The organism is Nostoc sp. LPT (assembly GCF_017115165.1).
In the GTDB taxonomy this organism is placed as follows: domain Bacteria; phylum Cyanobacteriota; class Cyanobacteriia; order Cyanobacteriales; family Nostocaceae; genus Nostoc.
Genome location: NZ_JABXKF010000126.1, coordinates 21,518 through 40,932 on the forward strand (window position 1 = coordinate 21,518; position 19,415 = coordinate 40,932).

At 42.3% G+C, this 19,415-nt stretch carries 16 protein-coding genes and 2 pseudogenes; 12 read left to right on the top strand and 6 right to left on the bottom strand.

The window, feature by feature from the left end; all coding sequences use genetic code 11:
* The first annotated feature begins 98 nt into the window (after window positions 1-98).
* From HWQ58_RS23320 to HWQ58_RS23340, 5 genes are all read left to right on the top strand, one after another.
* Window positions 99-692: a glutathione S-transferase family protein gene (locus HWQ58_RS23320; RefSeq protein ID WP_292867757.1), complete on the top strand. Its 594-nt coding sequence runs from the start codon at window positions 99-101 to the stop codon at window positions 690-692.
* Window positions 693-760: 68 nt separating this feature from the next.
* Window positions 761-2,140, top strand: coding sequence for an LLM class flavin-dependent oxidoreductase (locus tag HWQ58_RS23325; RefSeq protein ID WP_292867760.1), 1,380 nt, complete (start codon window positions 761-763; stop codon window positions 2,138-2,140).
* Between the two features lie 124 nt (window positions 2,141-2,264).
* The gene (locus tag HWQ58_RS23330) at window positions 2,265-3,227 is read left to right on the top strand and encodes a DMT family transporter (RefSeq protein ID WP_292867763.1); all 963 of its coding nucleotides are present in this window, start codon (window positions 2,265-2,267) and stop codon (window positions 3,225-3,227) included.
* Between the two features lie 137 nt (window positions 3,228-3,364).
* Entirely contained in the window at window positions 3,365-4,021 is a 657-nt protein-coding gene (locus HWQ58_RS23335) for an HAD family hydrolase (RefSeq protein ID WP_292867766.1), read from the top strand.
* A 23-nt stretch (window positions 4,022-4,044) separates the two neighbouring features.
* Window positions 4,045-4,821: a sulfite exporter TauE/SafE family protein gene (locus HWQ58_RS23340; RefSeq protein WP_292867769.1), complete on the top strand. Its 777-nt coding sequence runs from the start codon at window positions 4,045-4,047 to the stop codon at window positions 4,819-4,821.
* A gap of 546 nt (window positions 4,822-5,367) precedes the next feature.
* Here HWQ58_RS23340 and HWQ58_RS23345 read toward each other — a convergent pair.
* On the bottom strand, window positions 5,368-6,969 hold the full coding sequence (locus HWQ58_RS23345) for an alkaline phosphatase D family protein (protein WP_292867772.1): 1,602 nt from the start codon (window positions 6,967-6,969) through the stop codon (window positions 5,368-5,370).
* A gap of 246 nt (window positions 6,970-7,215) precedes the next feature.
* On the opposite strand from HWQ58_RS23345, the gene HWQ58_RS23350 reads away from it, so the two are divergent.
* Complete coding sequence (locus tag HWQ58_RS23350) at window positions 7,216-8,118, top strand: ABC transporter ATP-binding protein (protein ID WP_292867775.1); 903 nt, start codon at window positions 7,216-7,218, stop codon at window positions 8,116-8,118.
* 2 nt (window positions 8,119-8,120) lie between these two features.
* On the opposite strand, the gene HWQ58_RS23355 is transcribed toward HWQ58_RS23350, so the two are convergent.
* Window positions 8,121-8,801: a tetratricopeptide repeat protein gene (locus HWQ58_RS23355; protein WP_292867778.1), complete on the bottom strand. Its 681-nt coding sequence runs from the start codon at window positions 8,799-8,801 to the stop codon at window positions 8,121-8,123.
* 852 nt (window positions 8,802-9,653) lie between these two features.
* Between HWQ58_RS23355 and HWQ58_RS23360 the strand changes: the two genes are divergently transcribed.
* A complete protein-coding gene (locus tag HWQ58_RS23360) occupies window positions 9,654-9,980 on the top strand; it encodes a YbjQ family protein (RefSeq protein WP_292867781.1) in 327 nt (108 codons plus the stop codon).
* Between the two features lie 340 nt (window positions 9,981-10,320).
* Entirely contained in the window at window positions 10,321-10,953 is a 633-nt protein-coding gene (locus HWQ58_RS23365; protein ID WP_292867784.1) for a hypothetical protein, read from the top strand.
* A gap of 328 nt (window positions 10,954-11,281) precedes the next feature.
* Here the strand turns inward: HWQ58_RS23365 and HWQ58_RS23370 are convergent.
* From HWQ58_RS23370 to sufR, 3 genes and pseudogenes are all read right to left on the bottom strand, one after another.
* A pseudogene (locus tag HWQ58_RS23370) lies at window positions 11,282-12,205 on the bottom strand (IS630 family transposase).
* Window positions 12,206-12,304: 99 nt separating this feature from the next.
* Window positions 12,305-12,565 (bottom strand): hypothetical protein, encoded by a 261-nt coding sequence (locus HWQ58_RS23375; protein WP_292867787.1) that lies wholly within the window; start codon window positions 12,563-12,565, stop codon window positions 12,305-12,307.
* A gap of 94 nt (window positions 12,566-12,659) precedes the next feature.
* On the bottom strand, window positions 12,660-13,343 hold the full coding sequence (gene sufR / locus HWQ58_RS23380; RefSeq protein ID WP_292867790.1) for an iron-sulfur cluster biosynthesis transcriptional regulator SufR: 684 nt from the start codon (window positions 13,341-13,343) through the stop codon (window positions 12,660-12,662).
* A 242-nt stretch (window positions 13,344-13,585) separates the two neighbouring features.
* Between sufR and sufB the strand changes: the two genes are divergently transcribed.
* The 4 genes from sufB (at window position 13,586) to HWQ58_RS23400 (ending at window position 18,666) form a co-directional block, all read left to right on the top strand.
* Window positions 13,586-15,025 (top strand): Fe-S cluster assembly protein SufB, encoded by a 1,440-nt coding sequence (gene sufB / locus HWQ58_RS23385; RefSeq protein WP_292867793.1) that lies wholly within the window; start codon window positions 13,586-13,588, stop codon window positions 15,023-15,025.
* 191 nt (window positions 15,026-15,216) lie between these two features.
* On the top strand, window positions 15,217-16,008 hold the full coding sequence (gene sufC, locus HWQ58_RS23390; protein ID WP_292867796.1) for a Fe-S cluster assembly ATPase SufC: 792 nt from the start codon (window positions 15,217-15,219) through the stop codon (window positions 16,006-16,008).
* Window positions 16,008-17,375, top strand: a complete 1,368-nt coding sequence (sufD, locus tag HWQ58_RS23395; protein WP_292867799.1) for a Fe-S cluster assembly protein SufD — start codon at window positions 16,008-16,010, stop codon at window positions 17,373-17,375. Before sufC ends, sufD begins: the two co-directional genes overlap by 1 nt.
* Window positions 17,376-17,403: 28 nt before the next feature.
* Window positions 17,404-18,666: a cysteine desulfurase gene (locus HWQ58_RS23400; protein WP_292867802.1), complete on the top strand. Its 1,263-nt coding sequence runs from the start codon at window positions 17,404-17,406 to the stop codon at window positions 18,664-18,666.
* A 219-nt stretch (window positions 18,667-18,885) separates the two neighbouring features.
* Here the strand turns inward: HWQ58_RS23400 and HWQ58_RS23405 are convergent.
* Window positions 18,886-19,415, bottom strand: a pseudogene (locus tag HWQ58_RS23405) (transposase); the annotation flags it as partial.

The window sequence follows — 19,415 nt, forward strand, 5'->3', positions numbered from 1 at the left end:
ATATCTTTCAGACATTTCCTAATTTCTTAACCAGATTTTTTCAAATGTTAAAACGATAGACATTTGAATCCAGTATCTAATGACGATCGCGCTTTTTTATGAAACTCTTCTATACACCTAACTCACCCTATGCACGCATTGCACGGGTAGCAAGACTAGAACTGAATCTGTGCAATCGCATCGAAACGCAAAAAGTCATTGCACGAGATCCAAACAACGACCTACTTAATTACAACCCTACAGGTAAAGTACCAACTCTAACGACTGACGACGGATTTATCTTGAGTGAAACACGTATAATTTGCGTCTATCTGAATCACTTAAATCCTGAAATTAAACTAGTTGCTGACATTTCTAATGGCTTTTTACAGCAACTCGAAGGTATGACTGGTGGGTTCATAGATGGTATTGCTGTCTGGGTAAGGGAGTTAAGGCGTCCCCACAGTGAGCAATCACCTGGGGTGATCGAGTTTGAGCGTGAGCGGGCGTTGAGAATTTTGGACTATTTCGAGAAGATATCAGATAAACTCGACCAAACTCCAAAACTTGCTCATATAACCCTCGCCTCTGCACTGGGACTAGAGATCCGTCTTCCCAATCTCCAATGGCGGCAGAAATATCCAAAACTTGCTCATTGGTACGATGAATTCTCTAAACTACCCTCCATCCAAGCAACAAGACCAGAGTCTTAATAACTAACATTTTCTTGTTCCAAACAAGAGAACGAAAAAAGCATAAGTACACCCTCGCAAATACAAACATGAGTACAAAAAAACAACTTAAACTCGGAGCATTTTTACCCGGTAGTGGTCATCACGTCGCAGCATGGCGACATCCCAACACCCCGGCTGATGGAGGTCTAAACTTCCAACATTACAAGCAGCTGGCACAAACAGCTGAACGGGGTAAATTTGATATGCTTTTCCTCGCAGATGGTTTAGCCGTCTGGGATCGAGGGCAAGGGACTGAGGCTTTCAGCCGTTCGGGACAATTCAGTGTCCACTTTGAACCTTTAACCTTGTTGTCGGCTCTGTCTGTGGTGACAGAAAATATCGGGTTGGTGGCAACATCATCAACGACTTATGATGAACCTTTTCATCTCGCCCGCAAGTTTGCATCACTAGATTATCTCAGCGGTGGTCGTGCCGGATGGAATCTTGTAACCTCTGCTGCTGAAGCCGCAGCGCAGAATTTCAGCCAAGAAAACCACCTAGAACACTCGCTACGCTATGAACGGGCAAGGGAATTTGTGGATGTTGTCACCAAACTTTGGGACAGTTGGGAAGACGATGCTTTTCTCCACAATAAGGAGTCAGGTATTTACTTCGATGCAGAAAAGTTGCATATTCCCCACCACAAGGGCAAATATTTCTCGGTGCGCGGCCCGTTGAATGTGGCGCGTCCACCGCAGGGATATCCAGTAATTGTACAAGCTGGATCTTCTGAGGCTGGACAGGATTTAGCTGCCCAAACAGCAGAGGCGATTTTCACTGCACAACAGACATTGGCAGAAGCTCAAACGTTCTATGCCAGCGTCAAGGGGAGATTAGCTAAATACGGACGTTCCCCTGACCATCTCAAAATCATGCCAGGGGTGTTCCCGGTAATTGGTAAGACTGAGCAGGAAGCTAAGGATAAATATGAGCAACTTCAGGAGTTGATCCATCCCCTGGTCGGATTAGGGCTGCTTTCTGGGCTAGTGGGTGGCCATGATTTGTCTAAATATCCCCTAGATGGGCCGCTGCCGGATCTGCCAGATACCAACGCTGGCAAAAGCCGCTTGCAGCTGATCACCGATCTTGCCCGCAGAGAGAACTTAACAATCCGACAACTGTATTTGTGGATTGCAGGAGCGCGGGGACATCGAACGATTCTCGGAACACCACAACATATTGCCGATCAGTTAGAAGATTGGTTCGTTAATGGTGGGGCTGATGGATTTAACATCATGCCGCCCTGGCTACCTGGGGGTTTAGATGAATTCGTGGACTTGGTAATTCCCGAACTGCAACGCCGAGGAATATTTCGTACTGAGTATGAAGGTAGTACTTTGCGCGAAAATCTTGGTTTGCCTCGTCCGGTGAACCAGTTCATTACAAAGACTGCTCCTGAACCTGTGGGCGTCGGTTCCTTGGCATAGTTTTGATTGAACAACTGGCAGTGTTTTTGAAGCGACGGCTTTGATTTCCTCAATACTTCATCTAGTTTGTTATTCCAGTGGTTTTAACAATACAATCAAGTCGTCTCTAAGGAAACTTTTTATCGTGTTGGGCATCCTAACGGTTCTTCTATCCTCCTTTGTTTTGACGTTTCACAACGTTACTGTCCGAGTTTTGTTTTCAGAACATCTCGTACTAGGTTTATTTTTACTCGGTGGATACGTTAAACCGGATTTGCAGAATTCCTTCTTGCTGATGTTCATGCGAATGCTGCTGGTGGTTCCACTCATGGCATCTCTATCATTTAAGCTATATCCATCTGCTTGGACAGAACTCCAAAACTTGTTCACCCGCAAGCGTAGGGATGTTCTGATTCAAGCTCTTGGCTGTGGGGTACTGATGTTTGTATATATTGCCTCACTCTACATTGCTATTGGCTTGATTCCCACAGGCATTGCCTTGACCCTCTTCTTCACCTATCCCGTATTTACAGCTCTGCTGTCTTGGAGGTTTTTTGGCGATCGCCCCACATTGTTCCGTTGGCTAGTAATGGCTATTATTCTGGTGGGAAGCGCTCTCACCATTCCCCAATCTTCGGACACCTACAGCAGTCATACCATTGCGATCGGCATTTTCGCTAGTTTTGGCGCTGGAATTGTTTACGCTTTTTATTGTATCATTGCCCAAAAATGTTTAGAAAAATTCCATCCAGTTCCCTTTACCTGGATCAGTTTTGCCTCCACTCTACTGCTCTCCGGTATTAGCTTACTGTTCTGGCCAGCTAATAACGCCCAACTTGACTGGACACCCCTATGGATTGGTAGCATATTTTCGGGTCTTGTCAGCTTTCTCGGACACACTTTAAACAATGTAGGGATTCGGATGGTTGGCGCATCTACCGCCTCCATAATCGGCTCTAGCAGTCCAGCATTGACAGCGTTAGTTGCATGGATAACGATTAACGAAACTTTAAACGTGATTCAGAGTGTAGGGATTGGTGTTGTCACATTGGGGATCGCCTTACTTAGTGCAGAAGGCTTTATTAAATCGCTCAAACTTAGGGGTTAAATTAGTAACTAGGCATTGGGCATTGGGGACTTTTAGAATACTTTATGTAATACCAATTATCCCAAAGAAAGCTACAGATGCAGACCTAGAAACCCAGATTAAAATCGACTTTCTTAATTACGAATTAATATCAATATATGCTTTCTGACGCTGTTCTTTTTGATTTAGACGGAACGTTGACAGATCCTCAACTTGGCATCACTCGCTGCATTCAGTATGCGCTCTCTGAACTCGGTTACAAACCACCGAATGCTGATGAATTAAATTGGTGTATTGGCCCACCACTGAAAGATAGCTTTTCGCAATTACTCAATACCTTGGATAGCACAGTACTTGAACAGGCTCTTTTACTATATCGTCATCGCTTTGCCACAATTGGATTATTTGAAAACTCACTTTATCCCCAAATTTCAGAAGTCCTAAAAGCCATTCGTTTTGCTGGTTATAAAACTTTTGTTGCAACTTCTAAACCATATATTTATGCTACACAAATTATTGAATATTTTGGTTTATCATTGCTTTTTGATAGTGTTTATGGTAGCGAACTTGACGGAACGCGGAGCATGAAAGGCGACTTGATTCACTACATATTAGTGACGGAAAATCTTTCATCTTCTACTGTGGTGATGGTAGGCGATCGCTCACATGACATCATTGGAGCCAAGTGCCATCAAATCGCCTCAATTGGTGTCACCTATGGCTATGGAACTGAGGAGGAATTAAAAGCTCATGGTGCTGACTTGATTGCCCATTCTCCAAGTGATATTCCCAGATTTGTAATTCGTAATTCATAATTCGTAATTCGTAATTCAAAATAATGCCGCCATCATTAACGTTTATCCATAGTTTGCTTTTGTTTAGTACTGCTTTCATTGCAGGCGGCTTAAATGCTGTAGCGGGTGGTGGGAGCTTTATTACCTTTCCAACTCTCATCTTTACGGGTGTACCGCCGATTGCAGCTAACGCCACGAATAATACCGCAATTTGGGTGGCTGCTCTAGCAAGTGCTGGAGCATATCGTCAAGATTTAGGTATCGAGCGGCGAGATTTTTTACTTCTATGTGTTGTCAGTTTAATTGGTGGCATGATTGGCTCCATAGCTTTGTTATATACATCGCCAGATGTCTTTAAAAAGTTGATTCCCTATCTGTTGCTGCTGGCAACACTTGTTTTTACCTTTGGTGAACCGTTCAAAAAGTGGTTGCAGCGTCGAAACCAGAATACATCACCGGAATCTGTACCCTTGTTTAATTTGGTACTGGCTCAATTAGCGATCGCAATCTATGGCGGTTTCTTTGGCGCAGGTATAGGAATTTTAATGCTGGCAACTCTAACGTTTTTAGGTATCAAAAGTATTCACACAATGAATGCTTTTAAGACATTTTTAGGGAGTTGTATCAATGGTATTGCGATCGTTCCATTTATTTTTGCAGGTGTAATTGCTTGGCATCAAGCTATTTTGATGGCAGTCGGTGGCTCTCTTGGTGGTTATTTAAGTGCCCATTATGCTCGTAAACTTGAACCCCACCTAATTCGGAAATTTGTGATGATTGTTGCCTTCAGCATGACTACCTACTTTTTTATTCACGATTAAAACCATTTCTTCGTGAAGCTGCGCCAAGCCTTTTTAACTTCTTTCTTTCTTTGTGTCCTTTGCGTCCTTTGCCTAAAATACCAGTCAACAACCCCTGAGAATCTACTACTATACGGCGCTTACGCCCTTTAACCTTTTTACCAAATTCAGTACTGAGTCTTGAAATTTGAGTAAATTAAGACTTGCTTAACACTTATGTATGTAGGTATTAGCCCCGCCCCTAGTGGGCGGTTTTTTATAGCCGTAGCCACATAGGTTAGGACAATGTTGATTGCTAAAAGCCTTGATTTAACTGGGTTTATACTCAGCACTCAGCACTTTGCTATAACTCTAAGCCGAGGCACTCGGAACTCAGCACTCTTCATCACCATCGAAACCGTAGACCTTCCCTTTTTTTCCGTCGTCTTCACCGACTGAGAATCTGCGATCGCACAAAATTTTTCTTCTTCAACATCTCAGCAAAAAAACAGCAAAGCCAGCAGACAAAGTAAAAAAATGCGTAATTACTGTATCTAACTGGCTACATCTCACTATGCTTTTGAGGATTTATTTTTCTGGCGGTAAATCTACACTATAAATAGCCTTTCCAGCCAAATTACGCAATGTTACCGTTATCACCTTTGTATTTCCATCAATTTTAACTCCTCCAAAGAATTGCAAACCTTCACTTGGCGGTCGATTTGCTTTTGTATCTGGAGGAAGGCTTTGAAATACTAATTGTGGCCCAAAGGTATTTTCCAATTGGTTAGGCCCAAATGTACCAGAGTTAAGCGGTCCGGCGACGAACTCCCAAAAAGGCTTGAAGTCGGTAAACTGGGCTTTGGCGGGGTTGTAATAGTGGGCTGCTGCGTAATGTACATCAGCAGTTAACCAAACAACATTCTGGATATTTTTGTTTTTGATAAATCGTAGTAAATCGGCAAGTTCTAATTCTCTTCCTAAAGCTGGGCCATCTCCATTAGCCCAAGCTTCAAAATCAGTGCTACCGTCTCGAACTATCAGCCCCAAAGGCATATCACTAGCAATCACCTTCCATGTTGCTTTTGATGACAGCAATCGCCTTTTCAACCATTGCACTTGTTTTCTGCTTAAAAAGTCTGTTTCTTTACTTGGTACTGGCTGATTATTGGGACTATTTAGTCCTCGATAGGTGCGCTCATCCAGCATGAAAATGTCTAATAATGGGCCATAGTTGAAAGAGCGATAAATTTTCGCTTTATCTGGATTATTGCTCTCATATCCGATAGGCAGATATTCTAAAAACGCTTGTCTTGCCCTTTCGGCTAGCAAGTTAACATTTTTAACTGTATAACGGTCATCATTGAGGATAATTTGCCCAGGATACCAATTGTTTCTTGTTTCGTGGTCGTCCCACTGCGCCAATATGGGAACTTCAGCATTGAAACGCTTGATGTTTTTATCAAGCAAATTGTATATATAGTTGCCACGAAATTCTGTGAGGGTTTCTGCTACTTTGGATTTTTCTGGTGTGGTGATGTTTTTCCAAATTGTGCCGTCGTCTAAAGTTACTTCTGATTGAATCGGGCCATCAGCATAAATATTATCGCCAGAATGGATGAAAAAGTCGGGATGAAGTTGGCGCATAGTTTCGTAGATTTTCATCCCACCAAAATCAGGATTAATTCCCCATCCTTGACCGGCGGTGTCGCCACCCCAAACAAAGAATATATCTCGTCCAGATTTGGGGGTAGTTCGGAAAGTACCATAAAAAGGAGCGCTGTAGGTGCGTTGATAATCTAAATCTTGAAAAATCACCCGATAAAATAATTTTTGGTCTGGTGGCAGGTTCCTCAGATAAAGTCGTGCTGTAAAGTCGCTATTTTTTAAAGCATTGGGCCCCACAACTCGCTGCACATTTTTAAAAGATTCGCTGGTAGAATATTCTACGATCATTTTGGCGGGGCGATCGCTCCGACTCCAGATGACAATGCTATCGTTAGATATATCGCCGCTAGCTACACCATAAGGTATGTCAGGACGCATTTTATCAGAGGTGATAATTGCAGGTGCTTCGCCAAAAACTGGTGATTTGGTTACAAGGTTTGTGGAAATAATTCCACCGGCTGTGATAGCTGAACGTAGCAAAAAGTGACGCCGATTAAGCTTCAATGGGTGATGAGATTCCATACTAAATAATAGCAACCTTAAACTAAATAAAGTATTACAGGATAACTGTTTACCACACGTTGTTATGTCAACAAGTAAAGATTGAGTTATCTAAGGGTTAATAAAATATATTTAGTTTGATGTAATCAGAATGGTAGTATTTATTAAGAGCAAATTTATCTATGACCGAAACAGAAAAGGATATAAAGCAACTAAATTTATTTATGAGCTTGTTAATTTTTAATTTTTAATTCGGAGCGAAGCGACGTGACTGCTGCTGTCTTTTTAGAAAATGTCTACAAGTTTTACAACAATGTACCCGTAGTCAATGACCTGTCATTCCAAATTGAAGCGGGAGAGATATTTGCTCTACTTGGCCCGAACGGTGCGGGTAAATCAACTACAATTCGGATGCTGACTACACTCACCAAACCCTCCCAAGGACGCATAGAAGTAGGTGGATATAATGTGATGAGCCAAGCAACGTTGGCAAAACAGAGTATTGGCGTAGTCTTGCAACAGGTCAGTGTGGATAACGATTTAACCGTCTGGGAAAATATGGAACTGCACGGGAGACTACATCACATTAGTAACCCGCAGCGACAAAAATTGATAAATCAATGGCTAGAGTATGTTGAGCTAACAGAAAAACGTGATGATTTGGTAAAAACCCTATCTGGGGGTATGAAACGACGATTGCAAATTGCGAGAGCTTTATTGCATCAACCACAAATTTTGTTTTTAGATGAACCAACGGTAGGACTAGACCCCCAGACCAGGCGACGCCTTTGGGAAATTATTCGGGATTTAAATAAACAAGGGATGACGATGCTACTGACGACCCATTATATGGATGAGGTCGAATTTTTGTGCGATGCCTTTGGTTCTACCAAGCCAGGACGCATCGGTATTATGGATAGCGGTAAGCTGATTTCTTTGGGAACTTTACAACAGCTGCGTTCTGCTCACGGTGAAGGTTTGGTGATGAAACAATTAGGTGTGTCTAACGTCGGAGATGATGGCGCTCGTAATTGGGAATATCTGTTTTTCCCATCCTTGGAAGCAGCAAATATCTACTTGAATGAACAGCCCGATAAAACCGGAATGATGGTGCGTCCCTCTAATCTGGAAGATATTTTTGTAGAATTAACGGGACGCCAGTTAGATTAACCTCATCCTCCTAACTGCCGCAGCATGGCTTCTACCCTTTCTACGCCATCTGAGTCCTTGCGCTGCTTGTACAAGTTACGGGCTTTCTGAAGCAAGCTGTTTGCTTGTTTGGCTTGTCGTCGCTGTTTATACATCGAACCCATCAACTCATAAGTTTGGGCATTGTTTTTATCCAAATCGATTGCTTGTTGGTATGCCCAGGTAGCAGCAGTATAGTCTCCCATACGCGATTGCGTCACAGCCAATCCTAAATAGGCATTGACATTGTTACGGTTGAGCTGTATGGCACGACGATAACCTTCCTTTGCCCCACGTGTGTCGCCCAAATTGGCTTTGATGTAACCCACAGCATAGTAAAAATCACTATTGTTAGGATTGATAGCAATCGCCCGACGATAAGCTGTTAATGCTGCCTGGTAATTTCCCTGTTGAGCGTATAAATACCCAATACCTGAATGAATTTTAGCATTTTTGGGATCTATACTAGCTGCTTGCTGATAAACAGCGATCGCACCACCATAATCACCGGCATTCACTAACCTCCGTCCTTCCTCCAGTAATTGCTTTAACTCTGAGTTTTTGGCTTGCGCCACTAATACCTGAGCCTGAGCTACTGAAGGTATGGTGAAAGTAAAACATCCTAATAACACCACACTAAACACGAATGATGTCGGCTTGTACACAGTAAATTTCCTGAAATTTTAAAGGACTTTTTTCTTGTACATTAAAACAAAAATATGGACTTTTGAAAACTGTATTTCTTCGTATTGATTAAGATGTTAATAGTTCATTCTCCTTTCATTTACATTTAGCACTACATAACAGAGTTTTTACTGAAGGATGAAGTGTCAGCGATCGAGGAGCAGGTGAAAGTACTATACATATAAACCAGTACTATAGCAAAACAACACATATTTTAATCAGTAGTTATACGTGTTACTCAGAATAACTCAACAGGTATCTGACTTAATCCTAGATTCTGATGCAGCAAGCTTATAGCCTTTGACAAAACAATTAAAAATAGAAAATTAAAAATTAAAAATGGAAAATTACGAATAAAACTTTAGTTGTGGAATACAAGCCCACTTTAAAAAAGAATTCCTCCGAGGCGCGCAGCGTCTCGTAGAGAGGCGCAAGGCGTCAAGAGTTCCAGAGCTTACGGCTTAAGTCGTGGGATTGAATGCGTGAATTTTGAATTTTGAATTTTGAATTCGAGCGTTCGCGCAGCGTCTCGTAGAGAAGCGAGTGACTCTGTATCCAATTTTTCTGACATTTTTAATCCTTGATAGTACCCTTTGAGAAGTTATCATCCAGGCATTTACATGCTTTTTTGCTCATTCAAAGGTAAGATAAATCTAAACTGGAAAATGCTCCATTAATCTGTTTAGGACAATACTAAAACCCAAAGCGCAATTTCAAATTGTGTGAGAGGATGTTTATAAGCCTGTATTCTGTAATAATAATTACAATTATTAAAGTATTTATCAAAACACTTTAATAAATATCAAGATATATACCATATAGGAGGTTAATTTATGATTATAACTACCACTGATGTAATTCAAGGAGCCGTGATTGAGTCATATTTAGGCATTGTGACAGCAGAAGTAGTCTACGGCAGCAATTTCTTGCGGGATTTTTTGGCTGGTATTCGAGATATTATCGGTGGACGCACTGCTAGCTATGAGCGTCTATTTGAGCAGGGTCAACGCAAGGCACTAGAAGAATTAGAACAACGCGCACAACGTTTAGGAGCAAATGCTGTAATTGGGATTGAAATTGATACTGGCACAATAAATATTGACCAGTCAGGAGTGCTTTTGCTGATTACTGCCACAGGCACTGCTGTGAGGATGCGTTAGTTTTTGATGATTTTTACTTTTGACAATACATTAGAAAGTTTTAATTAGATTAAGTCTAATTGCATACATAATTAAAGCTACTTTCTGATAGCTAGATAATAGTTGGATTTTAAGTTAAGAATTTTTATATAAAAAATTTAGAAAATAAGACATAAATAAATCCTAAACTATTATATTAAAAATTGTTAACTTAAATTTATTTTTTCTAGCTAAAGATATACCTATTAAATCTTTCTATTGATAGAGACTAAAACAGAACATTTAGTTATTTAATTTGAAGCATAAAGATGAATATACCCGAGCAGGAACTTTGCTGAAACAGCACTGGAGAACATAAGCGATGTCATACGTAAATCGGACAGGCAATGACGTTATATCTACTGATACTGGGGTAGCAGGTAGAGTAGCTGAATATCATGATCGTGTTCGCTGGGGACCAATTATTGCTGGTTTGTTGGTTTCTTTGGCTACACAATTAATTTTGAGTTCTATCATTGCTGCGGTTGCGGCAGGCACAGTTGCGGGTTCAGGTGCACCTAGAACAATTGCCCCTAACGCTGCCGGTAATGCGGGGCTTTGGTCAACTATCGCTCTACTAATTTCCCTATTTACTGGTGGTTGGGTTACAGCTCGTGCTTGTGGTCCGATGAACCGCAATACAGCTCTTCTTAACGGCGCAATTCTTTGGGCAACGACTTTGGCAGTTAGCTCATGGCTTTTAGCAAGCGGAGTATCTGGTGCTTTTGGTGTTGCTGCTTCTAACGCAGGGGAAGTCATAAACCAAGTACAACAGCAAGGTGGTGTTAATGTACCACAAGCAAACATAAGTGCCCAACAAGCTCGTGAAACGGCAGCTAATATACGTTCGGGATTGTGGTGGTTTGTGTTTGGTTCTTTGTTGGGTTTAATAGCCTCAATGATTGGAGCCGTAACTGGCGCTCGTAGTCCTCGGACTAACACTTACAATGCTTAAATAATTGTTTGAAAAATCAAATGTTATTTATTTTTAAATAAAAGCACCTTAAAAAAGGTGTTTTTTGTTTATTATTTAAGCTTGGCGTTTGTAGCGTCCAATTAATTTTGCTGTTGCCAAGATGTTTGTCCGAGTGCATCAGGGTCATCAACCGACAATTAATACTATGCTTTATGTTGCGAAGTACTTAAAAGGTTCTCGCTCCAATATTAGACTTTAAGCAAAAATGCTTATCTGTGAATATCGCGCTTCTAAGAAACATTTCTGTTTTTTAAAAGCGCGATATTTTTATGGTTATTTTTTCTAAGTATAGCATCCGCCATAACGGTTAGGACGCTAGATGTAAGATATGCTCCATCGCATCCCGTAGACACTCATATTGGTCAAGTTGCTTGCGAATGCGACTTTTGAGCCAAGACCAGCATCGCTCAATCTTGTTGAGATCCGGTGAAACAGGTTGTAAGTACAGCAGTTTACAACCTGCTTGCTGAATCAGTTGCTCAATGCGACCGCCTTTATGGAATGTGGCATTATCGATGACTACCACCTGCCAAACAGTTCAAGCAAAGGGATTAAGCAGGTTTCCAACCAAATTTCAAACACAATCCGGTTGCAGGAACCTTCTCCTATCGGAGACGCTACGCGAACGATTGTAAAAGGAGCCATTAGTTGGTGGTTACGCAAGGCCGCAATCATATTAACACAGGCGTTGCCTTCGTCCTGATTTGAGAGCATGAAACCGTTCTCCTTTCTGATTCCAGCCATAACCGTAATCTTCTCGATTGTCCATACCCGCTTCATCGACATAAACAATCGTTTCATCTGCTTGGGTTGTCAACTGTTCTATGAATCCTTGCCGTTTGATTTCATCGCGCTCTTGATAGCCATAGGTCTTTTTTTCGCGTGAACCCTATTTTCTTTAACGCTCTTGCAATTGTGCGTTAGCGTAGCTCGCCGTAGGCATCGCTAATGTTGCCCTCCCACAGTTGAGCCATCTCTACCTGGGTTTTATCACCATGAGATTTAGCAAAAGCCCGAAATTGCTCCCAGTCTGTGATGCAAGTGGTTGTTTCCAGATGGGTGGTTGGGCTTTGGATGAACATCTCCAGTTTCGGCTTTGCGCTGCAACCATAGGTTGATCGTGTTGCGGCTGATATTGAAGAGTTCACTGGCTTCACTTTTCTTCAATCCATCTAACTCAATCGATTGGATCACCATAAGAGCGGAAATCGTAACTGTAGGGTTTTGCCATAGCAAATCAGACGATAGCAGATCATGATAATACTTTTAGTTTACGTCCTAATCGACTAGACGGTTACTATAAATGCAACGAAAATTTTACTACTGCAAATCACCATTTCAGATATGAACCTTCAATTCCCTGCTCGCGTCGAATTTTGCCATCTTTTTCAAACCAGGCAATTACTTGCTGTGCTGTCAAATCTTCAATATCAACACCGTACTCTTGGGCGATATGCTTCAAAAGCTTAAGTGATGAAATTGTCAATCTTGTTAAAAACTTTTCTGGGGAAGACAACAAGGCAGCATCTACTTTGGCTGATTCTTCTAGAGTTAAAAATTGTGCTGATGGTTGCTGTGGTGGTACGTCCATAAATGAAAAAATGAAATGCTATCTCAAAGTTAGTTGGGTATTGGACATTAGTTATTAAAAAAAGGACTAATGACAAATGACTAATGACAAATGATTAATGGCGAACTTGTACTAAATACCCACAACGATGTTGACCATCAATAATCCAGTGGGTGCGTTCTACGGTACAATCAGGTAAGACGGCTGCAAACATTTCTAATTCGTGACCACAGATGCTGGGGAAAGACTCGGCAACGTTAGAAATGGCGCAGTTATACTCCATTAAGATAAAGCGATCGCTCTCGAAGCAGTCATTCACATCAACAGGGTGATACTCCGCCATGAAGCCTTCCGCTTTTCTCAACTCGACTAAGTTGGCTACACGTTCTCGCAGTGAACCATTACCCACGCGATCGCGGTATTCTAGTGCTTTGCGCTCCCACTGTTTCTGTAAAATCCATTTGAATTGCTCGTGTCCTACCGTTTCGGCTAAGGTGTCTAGCAGCGAAACCGCAAAATTTCCATGGCCATCACCAAAGCGATCGCTCATTGTTCGGTGCAAGCGATCACGTCCCTGACGACTCAGTTGATAAAGGTGCTGCGGACGCCCCATCCCCGCCGCCTGCACTGTCGATGAATACAAAACTAGCTCCTCCGTCTCCAAATCTTTGAGATGGCGACGAATCGCTTGGGGGGTAACGTCTAAAAGTTCAGCTAGCTCCAAAGCCGTTGCTTTTTCGTGTTTGTGCAGATATTCTAGGATATCTTGTTTGGTTGAGGACTGGTGGGTAGTCGCCATCTTATGGTTGGTGCAAGACGTTCAGCGAACGTCCCAAAAATTTCTTTGAAAATTTGACTTTGACAACATTGTTGTTGTTAATATAGCGTAAAATGAAGATAAGTTAAACAACATAGCTGTTGTTTTATTATCCACCACTATTCTAGCAGCCGTGTAACCATTCCGTAACGTGATATGGGAATCGGTTAGCCACAGCCCGCCTCCCATCCTAAAAGAGTTCTGAACAAGAGAGATTATTACTGATGAGTGCCACTGTCAAAACCTTAGTCAACCAACCCTACAAGTACGGCTTTATCACCGATATTGAAGCCGACACTATTCCGCGTGGACTAGACGAGGACGTTGTTCGCTTGATCTCCTCTAAAAAGAACGAGCCGCAGTTCATGCTGGACTTTCGCCTCAAGGCTTATCGCCAGTGGCAAAAAATGACTGAACCAACTTGGCCAAACGTCAAGTATCCGCCAATAAATTATCAGGATATCATTTATTACTCAGCGCCGAAACGCAAGAAAGAAAAATTAAACAGCTTGGACGAAGTTGATCCAACCCTTTTAGAAACCTTCGAGAAGTTAGGCATTTCCCTATCTGAACAGAAGCGACTGGCAAACGTCGCCGTCGATGCGATTTTCGATAGCGTCTCTGTCGCCACTACATTTAAAGAAAAGCTAGCGGAAGACGGCGTTATTTTCTGCTCAATTTCGGAAGCGTTACAAGAACACCCAGAACTAATTAAAAAATACCTGGGTAGCGTTGTTCCTGTAGCTGACAATTACTTTGCCGCCTTAAACGCCGCCGTATTTAGCGATGGTTCCTTTGTTTACATTCCTAAAGGCGTGAAATGCCCAATGGAACTATCTACCTACTTCCGCATCAACTCTGGTGACACGGGACAATTTGAGCGGACTTTGATTGTCGCCGAAGAAGGTAGTTATGTTTCTTACCTCGAAGGTTGCACCGCACCGATGTATGACAGCAACCAGCTGCACGCCGCTGTTGTGGAACTCGTCGCCCTCGACAACGCTGAAATAAAATACTCTACCGTGCAAAACTGGTACGCTGGAGATGCTAATGGTAAAGGCGGTATTTTCAACTTTGTCACCAAGCGCGGTTTGTGTCAGGGCGTAAATTCTAAGATTTCCTGGACTCAAGTAGAAACAGGTTCGGCAATTACTTGGAAATATCCTAGCTGTGTGTTGGTGGGTGATAACTCTGTGGGTGAGTTTTACTCGGTGGCGCTGACAAATCATCAGCAGCAAGCCGATACGGGTACAAAGATGATTCACGTAGGTAAGAATACTCGCAGTACAATTATTTCTAAAGGAATCTCCGCAGGTAATTCTAGTAATAGCTACCGGGGTTTGGTGAAAGTCAACCCGACAGCTAAAGGGGCGAGAAATTATTCCCAGTGCGACTCAATGCTGATTGGGGATAATGCCCATGCTAATACTTTCCCTTATATCCAGGTGCAAAATAATACTGGGAAGGTGGAGCACGAAGCTTCTACTTCTAAGATTGGGGAAGATCAACTGTTCTACTTTGCTCAACGAGGTATTTCTTCAGAAGATGCCATTTCGATGATGGTTAGCGGCTTCTGTAAGGATGTTTTCAATCAGCTACCGATGGAGTTTGCTGTGGAAGCTGATAAATTGTTGAGTTTGAAGTTGGAAGGCAGTGTTGGCTAAATGGAAGCAAGGATAAACACAGAGACATCCGCGTTCTGTGTTTATCTTTAGGAAGAATAACGTAGACGCAAAGCGGTGAAGGAAGCAGCGCGGTCTTGGGGGTTTCCCCCATGAGCGACTGCTGAACCCGGAGGGCTTGCCGCAGGCTACCGCGAAGACGCCAAGAGCGCGAAGTAGAGAGAAGAGAGAAAATGATTATTGAAAATAGTGAAGTTGTGCTGTCAGTACGGAATCTGACGGCTAATGTTGATGGGACACCGATTCTTAAGGGTGTGAATTTGGAGGTGCGATCGGGTGAAATTCATGCGATTATGGGGCCGAATGGTTCTGGTAAGAGTACCTTTTCTAAGGTTTTGGCTGGGCATCCGGCGTATGAGGTGACTGGTGGTGAGGTGATTTTTCAGGGGCAAAATCTTCTGGAGTTAGAACCGGAGGAACGTGCAAGAAGTGGTGTATTTTTGGCGTTTCAGTATCCGTTAGAAATTCCCGGTGTGAGCAATTTGGATTTCTTGCGGGTGGCATACAATTCTCGTCGCAAGGCACAAGGTTTAGAGGAAATAGACGCTTTTGATTTTGACGATTTGATTGAGGAAAAGCTGGATGTAGTGAAGATGAATTCCAGTTTTCTCAGTCGGAGTTTGAATGAAGGGTTTTCTGGTGGTGAGAAGAAGCGGAATGAAATTCTGCAAATGGCGCTGCTGGAACCAAAGTTGGGAATTTTGGATGAGACTGATTCGGGTTTGGATATTGACGCACTTAGAATTGTAGCGAATGGGGTAAATCAACTGGCAAGTCCAGAAAATGCCACAATTTTGATTACTCACTATCAGCGGTTACTCGATTATATAGTGCCTGATTTTGTGCATGTGATGGCACAGGGGCAGATTATTACCAGTGGCGGTAAGGAACTGGCATTAGAATTAGAGTCTCGCGGTTATGATTGGGTGCTGGCAGAATTTGCAGCTGCTGAGGTGGGTGTGTAATGAGTATTCAAGTATCTCCTAGTCCTATTCCTAATTCAAATGTAGTCAGTTTGACATCGACTCTGTTAGATAGAGATGATTATCTGACTGGGTTGTTAAATCAAGTAACGGCAACGAAAACAGAAGGTTGGTTGCAGGAATTACGCCAAAGTGCTGCTAATTGGGTACGTCACTCGATTATCCCAACTACCCGCGAGGAAGAATGGCGATTTACTGATTTGTCGTCTTTGCGAAAGGTGCAATTTAATCTAGAGACGGTAAATTTTGCATCTCTAGAATTTGATATTTTGCCAGAAGCGGCTAACAGTCGTTTGGTATTTGTTAATGGTGTTTTTGCACCGGAGTTATCCGCAGTTTCAGATTTACCATCTGGAATTGTGGTGAGTAATTTGGCTGCTTTGTCTGTGGTTGAGCAGGAGGGTGTACGGCAGTATTTAGCTCAAGCTGAGGGAGCGCAGGAAGTTTTTACTGCTCTCAACACGGCTGGGATAACTGATGCTGCTGTGGTGTGGGTGAAGAAGAATGTGGTAGTTGAAACGCCAATTCATTTGGTGTTTATTTCGGTTGCGGGTGAGACGGCAATGATTTCGCAGCCGCGTTGTTTGGTGGTGGCAGAAAGTGGTTCGCAGGTAACGTTGGTTGAAGAGTATACGAACCACCAAGGCGCAAAGAAAGAGGGAGTATATTTCACCAATGCGGTTACGGAAATTTGGGTTGCTGACAATGCAAAAGTGAGTCACACTAGGGTTGAGCGAGAAGGTGCAGAGGCTTTTCATATTGGGAAAACTGCGATCGCCCAAGCTCGTGATAGTCGATATACAAGTCATGCCATAACTTTAGGTGCGAAGTTGTCACGGCACAATTTGGAGATTTTGCAAACTGGTGAGCAGACAGAAACTACTCTCAATGCTTTGACGATGATTTCTGGTAAGCAATTGGCAGATACTCACAGTGCGATCGCACTCAACTATCCCCACGGTACAAGTGACCAATTGCATAAATGTATTGTAGGCGATCGCGCTCATGCGGTGTTCAATGGTAAAGTTTTTGTACCCAAACCAGCGCAGTTGACAAATGCAGCCCAGTTGAATCGCAACTTGCTGCTATCATCCAAAGCCAGAGTTGATACCAAACCCCAATTGGAAATTACGGCAGATAATGTCAAATGCGCCCACGGTGCTACCGTTAGCCAATTGGAAGATGATGAAATATTCTATCTGCAAAGTCGGGGAATTGATGAAAACGATGCTCGTAAATTGTTAATAAACGCCTTCGCCGCCGAAATCATCAACCAAATACCAGTTCCTTCTCTACGAGAAATCCTGTTAAGTACAGTCAATAATCTTAAGTCTCTGACTAATGACTAATGACTAATAACTAATAATTAATCTACCAATGACTTTCACTCCTACCAAAACCCTTGCCGATAAAGTTCGCGCTGACTTCCCGATATTGCATCAGGAAGTCAACGGTAAACCCCTGGTTTATCTCGATAATGCTGCGACATCACAAAAGCCTTTGTTGGTGTTAAATACTCTACGGGATTATTACGAACACTATAATGCTAACGTGCATCGCGGCGCTCATACGCTGAGTGCTAAAGCTACTGATGCTTATGAAGGTGCTAGAGATAAAGTTGCCAAATTTATCAATGCTGCATCCCGTCAGGAAATCGTCTACACCCGCAACGCTAGTGAGGCGATTAACCTAGTAGCCTACAGTTGGGGAATGAATAATTTGCAGCCGGGAGATGAAATTATTCTCTCGGTGATGGAACACCATAGTAATATTGTGCCTTGGCAATTGGTGGCACAAAAAACGGGTGCAGTACTGAAATTTGTAGAATTAACACCAGAAGAAACTTTTGATTTGTCACAGTTTAAAAAACTGATTTCCGACAAAACAAAACTAGTGTCGGTGGTGCATATTTCTAATGCTTTGGGTTGCATTAACCCAGTGGAAGAAATTGGTGCGATCGCTCACAAATACGGTGCTAAATTCTTAGTTGATGCTTGCCAAAGTGTCCCTCACTTCCCCGTTGATGTGCAGCAGATAGATTGTGATTGGTTGGTAGCTTCCGGTCACAAAATGTGCGCCCCAACTGGGATAGGATTTCTGTATGGCAAGTTGGAATTGCTGGAATCAATGCCACCATTTTTTGGTGGTGGTGAGATGATTGCAGAGGTGTTTTTAGACCATTCCACCTATGCAGAATTACCACATAAATTTGAAGCCGGTACACCTGCAATTGGAGAAGCGATCGCGCTTGGTACTGCGATAGATTATCTTAACAGTATTGGCATGGATAAAATCCACGCCTACGAAGCAGAATTAACAGCTTATTTGTTCCAACAATTAGAGCAAATTCCCCAAATTAGAATTTACGGCCCCAAACCAAATGCTAAAGGTGAAGGTAGAGCCGCTCTTGCGTCATTCACAGCCGGGGAAGTCCACGCCAACGACTTATCTACATTATTAGATCAAGAAGGCGTTGCTATCCGTTCTGGACACCACTGTACTCAACCATTACACCGTTACTTAGGTCTTGCTGCAACCGCACGAGCAAGTCTATCTTTCTACAACACCCGCGAAGAAATTGATATTTTCATCAAAGCACTGAAAGAAACCCTAGAATTTTTTGCGGGTTTCCTTGCTTAAAGTTACAAAATATTCAAATCTTAATTGTGCCGATTTTCAGCAACATAACTTGCTAATACTTGGCACAATTTAATTATTTGGATTTTTGGTTTTTTCGGTGCTTTTATGGTGAATATTGAATTCAAGTAAATTTGAACATCTATACATCTATAATTAATTAATGCTAACGGCTGAAATATTTATCATACAAAAACTTAATAAATATCAAATATAGGAATCCTATTTGAGTTTTGAACAAATTCCGTACATCTCAAGAGTGGCAAAATCACTCATTTGTGTGTCGAAGAAACCACTCAAACATCCACTTCAAATGCGAGTATGTTGGTATCAACGCACAAAAACGCCTTACCCATGTTTTGGCTTGTAACTAAATATCTTCAATCGGATTTTGTTCTGGACAATTAGGAGCTTTAGCGTTCGCAGTGTATTTTCCATTGTTCGGCTGCCAAGCCTTGATTAACCTCTGCCAAGAAATCTTGAATCTCTTTGGAGCGGTGATAAGTAGCACCATCGCACAAAATCAGCAATCCTTGGTCAGGAGACTCATTCAGCAGATATCGGAGATAATCAATAGTATGAGAGTGAGTTGCCCTTGTCATAAGCTTTCAGCAGTAATTGTCCTCCCTTGATAGTCTACAGCTCCGTAATATGTCTGTTTCTCTGGCTCATTTACGACTGGAACTGTGATTTCTTGGTCACTAATAGGGTATAGGGGGTAGGGTGTAGGGTATAGGGAGGACGGCATTGGT

Coding starts and splice junctions, on each gene's coding strand:
- HWQ58_RS23320 (WP_292867757.1), top strand. CDS start 99: ATGAAACTCTTCTATACACCTAACTCACCCTATGCACGCATTGCACGG.
- HWQ58_RS23345 (WP_292867772.1), bottom strand. CDS start 6,969: ATGGAATCTCATCACCCATTGAAGCTTAATCGGCGTCACTTTTTGCTA.
- sufR (WP_292867790.1), bottom strand. CDS start 13,343: ATGGCGACTACCCACCAGTCCTCAACCAAACAAGATATCCTAGAATAT.
- sufC (WP_292867796.1), top strand. CDS start 15,217: ATGATTATTGAAAATAGTGAAGTTGTGCTGTCAGTACGGAATCTGACG.
- sufB (WP_292867793.1), top strand. CDS start 13,586: ATGAGTGCCACTGTCAAAACCTTAGTCAACCAACCCTACAAGTACGGC.
- HWQ58_RS23335 (WP_292867766.1), top strand. CDS start 3,365: ATGCTTTCTGACGCTGTTCTTTTTGATTTAGACGGAACGTTGACAGAT.
- HWQ58_RS23400 (WP_292867802.1), top strand. CDS start 17,404: ATGACTTTCACTCCTACCAAAACCCTTGCCGATAAAGTTCGCGCTGAC.
- HWQ58_RS23360 (WP_292867781.1), top strand. CDS start 9,654: ATGATTATAACTACCACTGATGTAATTCAAGGAGCCGTGATTGAGTCA.
- HWQ58_RS23375 (WP_292867787.1), bottom strand. CDS start 12,565: ATGGACGTACCACCACAGCAACCATCAGCACAATTTTTAACTCTAGAA.
- HWQ58_RS23365 (WP_292867784.1), top strand. CDS start 10,321: ATGTCATACGTAAATCGGACAGGCAATGACGTTATATCTACTGATACT.
- sufD (WP_292867799.1), top strand. CDS start 16,008: ATGAGTATTCAAGTATCTCCTAGTCCTATTCCTAATTCAAATGTAGTC.
- HWQ58_RS23325 (WP_292867760.1), top strand. CDS start 761: ATGAGTACAAAAAAACAACTTAAACTCGGAGCATTTTTACCCGGTAGT.
- HWQ58_RS23340 (WP_292867769.1), top strand. CDS start 4,045: ATGCCGCCATCATTAACGTTTATCCATAGTTTGCTTTTGTTTAGTACT.